Raw genomic sequence first — 3935 nt, 5'->3', positions numbered from 1 at the left:
GCGTTAAACCCATCGCGCAGGGAAGGCCGGGTCGTCTCGGCTGAGCCTGTGGTACCTGCCGCCTGCATTTCTTGCTGCAGGCGGGCCGCGGGCGCCGGCCGGCGCCCGGCCTTCCTTGCGCCCTCTCGATCTCTAGAGGGGCCTATCGTCTTCAACACTCGGGCATAATCTGCCGCGAGACTGCGCGCGCATGTCTTTGTTGCATCGCCTTTGCCGCATCGCACAACATGATGCCGCCAAGCGGTTGTTGACAGCCGGCAAAATCGTTATAAAACATAACTATTCTGAATAGGACACAATAGCGCCCATGGGAAACGCCGACACCGCACCAGCGCACGCCTTCGCGCTGCTTCAGATCGAGCAGCGGGGCGCCGTCCTCACCGTCGGCCTCAACCGACCGGCCAAGCGCAACGCGCTCAACGATGCCATCATCCAGGAGATCGGTGACTGCTTTGCCGGCCTGCCGGATGACGTTCGTGCCGTGGTCATCCATGGCCTCGGCGACAATTTCTCCTCCGGCCTTGATCTCTCAGAATTGCGTGAGCGTGACGCCACCGAGGGTCTGGTGCATTCGCAGACCTGGCATCGCGTGTTCGACCGCATCCAATATTGCCGCGTGCCGGTGGTTGCGGCGCTGAAGGGCGCGGTGATCGGTGGCGGGCTCGAGCTTGCCTGCGCCGCGCATATCCGCGTCGCCGAACCGTCGGCCTATTTCGCGCTGCCGGAAGGCCAGCGCGGCATCTTCGTCGGCGGCGGCGGCTCGGTGCGGTTGCCGCGGCTGATCGGGGTGGCGCGCATGATGGACATGATGCTCACGGGCCGCGTCTATTCCGCCACCGAAGGTTCGGCCTATGGTTTCGCGCAATACCTGGTCGACGCGGACACCGCGCTGGCCAAGGCGCTGGAACTTGCCGAGAAGATTGCGAGCAACGCGCCGCTGACCAATTTCGCCGTGCTGCAGGCCTTGCCGCTGATCGCGGAAGCGAACCCGCAGACCGGCCTGTTGATGGAATCGCTGATGGCCACCGTCGCGCAGAGCGACCAGGAGGCCAAGCGCCGTATCCGCGCCTTTCTCGATCACAAGACCGCAAAGGTGAAACCGACGTGACATGAACGCGCCAATCATAACAAGCACACAGGGAGGAATGAACGAGACGCCGGCGCAAACGCCGGGTGCCCACCCCTTGCGCGCGATCTCGTTCAACGACCCCGCGGTGACCATCGAGCGTCGCGCCGACGGCACCATCTATCTCCGCCCCAAGCAGCCGCTGGCGGACTATCCCCGGCGCATCACCGACCGCCTGCATCATTTCGCCGAGACCGCGCCACAGCGCGTGTTCATGGCCGAACGCGTTGGGCCGACGGGCTGGCGCGAACTGACCTATGCCACGCTGCTGACCGCGAGCCGGCACATTGCATCGGCACTGCTGCAGCGCGGATTGTCGCCGGATCGTCCGGTGATGATCCTGTCGGGCAATTCGATCGACCACGTGCTGGTCGCGTTCGGCGCGCTGTATGCCGGCGTGCCGTTCTGCCCGGTATCCCCTGCCTATTCGCTGGTGTCGCGCGACTACGGCAAGCTGTCCTACCTTATGAAACTGCTGACGCCGGGACTGGTGTTCGTCGACGACGCCGACAAGTTTGCCGATGCGCTCACAGCCAACGTGCCTGAGGGGACGGAGATTGCCGCTTCGTTCGGCGCCGTGCCGGGCCGCACGGTCACGATGCTGGCCGATCTGATCGCGACCCCGCTTCATCCGGGACTTGATGCAGCTCATGACCAGATCGGCCCGGAGACGATCGCGAAATTCCTGCTGACATCGGGCTCGACCGGCAATCCCAAGGCCGTCATCAACACCCAGCGCATGATCTGCGCCAATCAGGTGATGATCCGCGAGACGCTCGCCTTTCTCAAGGACGAGCCGCCGGTCATCATCGACTGGCTGCCGTGGAATCACACTTTCGGCGGCAACCACAATGTCGGGCTCACCCTGTACAACGGCGGCTCGATGTATCTCGACAAGGGCAAGCCGGTGCCGGGCGGCATCGAGGAGACGGTGCGCAATCTCCGCGAGATCTCGCCGACGGTCTACTTCAACGTCCCGAAAGGCTATGAGTCGCTGCTGCCCTATCTGCGGGACGACGCCGCCTTGCGGAAGACATTCTTCGGCCGGCTGCACGCGATGTTCTTCTCCGGTGCGGCGATGGCGCCGCATGTCTGGAGCGAACTCGACGAGCTTTCGGTCTTGGAGACCGGCACGCGCGTGCCGATGCTCACCGGCCTCGGCTCGACTGAGACCGCGCCGTTCTTCATGTCGGTCAATCCGCGCACCAGCCGCTCCGGCCATGTCGGGCTGCCGGTCGCCGGCAACGAGGCCAAGCTCGTGCCCAACAATGGCAAGCTCGAGGTGCGCGCCAAGGGACCGAACGTCACACCGGGCTATTGGCGCCAGCCGGACGTCTCTGCTGCGGCCTTCGACGAGGAAGGCTTCTACAGGATGGGCGATGCGTTGAAGCCGGCCAATCCTGCTGATCTTGATGCCGGCTTCGATTTCGACGGCCGCATCGCCGAGGACTTCAAGCTCGCGAGCGGCACCTGGGTCTCGGTCGGTCCGTTGCGCGCCCGCTTCATCGCGGCCTGCGCGCCCCTGGCGCGCGACGTCGTCATCGCCGGCATCAACCGCGACGAGGTCGCCGCCATCGTGGTGCTCGATCTCGACGGCTGCCGGCTGATCAACGCGACCTTGCCCTATGATGATCTCGCCGCGACCGCGGCCGATCAGTTGGTCCGCGAGGCGTTCCGGGAGCGCTTCTTGAAATTCCTGGCCACTGCGACCGGCTCGTCGACCCGGATCACCCGTGCGGTGCTGTTGGGAACGCCGCTCCTGATCGACAAGGGCGAGGTCACCGACAAGGGCTCGATCAACCAGCGTGCGGTTTTGGAGAACCGGAAAGAGCTGATCGAGCAGCTCTACGCGGCCACGCCGTCGGATGAGATCATCGTGGTCGGCTGAACCGCGCATCAGAAGGAGAACACTCATGTTGTTGAAGGATCAGGCTGCGATCGTCACCGGCGGCGCCTCCGGATTAGGTGCGGCGACTGCCCGCAAGCTCGCCGCGCAAGGCGCCAAGGTCGCCGTGTTCGATCTCAACGCCAAGCTGGCGGAGGAGGTCGCGGCGGAGATCAAGGGCACCGCGGTCGTGTGCGACGTCTCCGACGCCGCGTCCGCCGAGGCCGGCATCGTGCAGGCGGCCAAAGCACATGGACCGGCGCGGGTGCTGGTCAACTGCGCCGGCATCGGCGTGGCCAAGCGCGTGATCGGCCGCGAGGGCCCGATGGCGCTCTCCGATTTCGACAAGGTGATCAAGGTCAACCTGATCGGCTCGTTCAACATGCTGCGGCTTGCGACCGCAGAGATGTCGAAGCGCGAGCCGCAGGCGACCGGCGAGCGCGGCGTCGTCGTCAACACCGCCTCGGTCGCCGCCTATGACGGCCAGATCGGCCAGGCGGCGTACTCGGCGTCGAAGGGCGGCATCGTTGCGATGACCTTGCCGATCGCGCGCGAACTCGCGCAGTTCGGCATCCGCGTGCTGACCATCGCGCCGGGCCTGTTCCTGACGCCGCTCCTCGCCAACCTGCCGCAGGAGGCGCAGGATTCGCTCGCCGCAGCGATTCCATTCCCGCGCCGGCTCGGCGATGCCTCCGAGTTCGCCGCGCTCGCGCTGCACATGGTGGAGAACCCCTATCTGAACGGCGAGGTGGTGCGGCTCGATGCCGCGCTGCGCATGGCGCCGAAGTAGGAGTGATGAGCTCAACTGTTCCCACGCGACTCGCTGCAAACCTCTCCCCGCTTGCGGGGAGAGGTCGGATTGCATCGATAGATGCAATCCGGGTGAGGGGGTACAGGTCTGACCACTCACACCGCTCGTGCGGT

At 65.3% G+C, this 3935-nt stretch carries 3 protein-coding genes; all 3 read left to right on the top strand.

Features of this window, described 5'->3' with window-relative positions:
- Window positions 1–307: 307 nt before the first annotated feature.
- Genes BRAS3843_RS04990 through BRAS3843_RS04980 form a run of 3 tightly spaced genes read left to right on the top strand, consistent with a single transcriptional unit; the run spans window position 308 to window position 3801 of the window.
- Window positions 308–1108, top strand: a complete 801-nt coding sequence (locus BRAS3843_RS04990; protein ID WP_008967656.1) for a crotonase/enoyl-CoA hydratase family protein — start codon at window positions 308–310, stop codon at window positions 1106–1108.
- Window positions 1109–1145: 37 nt separating this feature from the next.
- Window positions 1146–3014, top strand: a complete 1869-nt coding sequence (locus BRAS3843_RS04985) for a feruloyl-CoA synthase (RefSeq protein WP_008967655.1) — start codon at window positions 1146–1148, stop codon at window positions 3012–3014.
- 25 nt (window positions 3015–3039) lie between these two features.
- The gene (locus tag BRAS3843_RS04980; protein ID WP_008967654.1) at window positions 3040–3801 is read left to right on the top strand and encodes an SDR family NAD(P)-dependent oxidoreductase; all 762 of its coding nucleotides are present in this window, start codon (window positions 3040–3042) and stop codon (window positions 3799–3801) included.
- Window positions 3802–3935: the final 134 nt, after the last annotated feature.

Source organism: Bradyrhizobium sp. STM 3843, assembly GCF_000239815.1.
In the GTDB taxonomy this organism is placed as follows: Bacteria; Pseudomonadota; Alphaproteobacteria; order Rhizobiales; family Xanthobacteraceae; genus Bradyrhizobium.
The sequence above is the reverse complement of the archived record's forward strand: the minus strand, read 5'-3'. Positions and strand labels throughout refer to the sequence as shown.

Excerpts from the sequence above, each read along its gene's own strand:
- BRAS3843_RS04990 (WP_008967656.1), top strand. The coding sequence starts at position 308 with ATGGGAAACGCCGACACCGCACCAGCGCACGCCTTCGCGCTGCTTCAG.
- BRAS3843_RS04985 (WP_008967655.1), top strand. The coding sequence starts at position 1,146 with ATGAACGAGACGCCGGCGCAAACGCCGGGTGCCCACCCCTTGCGCGCG.
- BRAS3843_RS04980 (WP_008967654.1), top strand. The coding sequence starts at position 3,040 with ATGTTGTTGAAGGATCAGGCTGCGATCGTCACCGGCGGCGCCTCCGGA.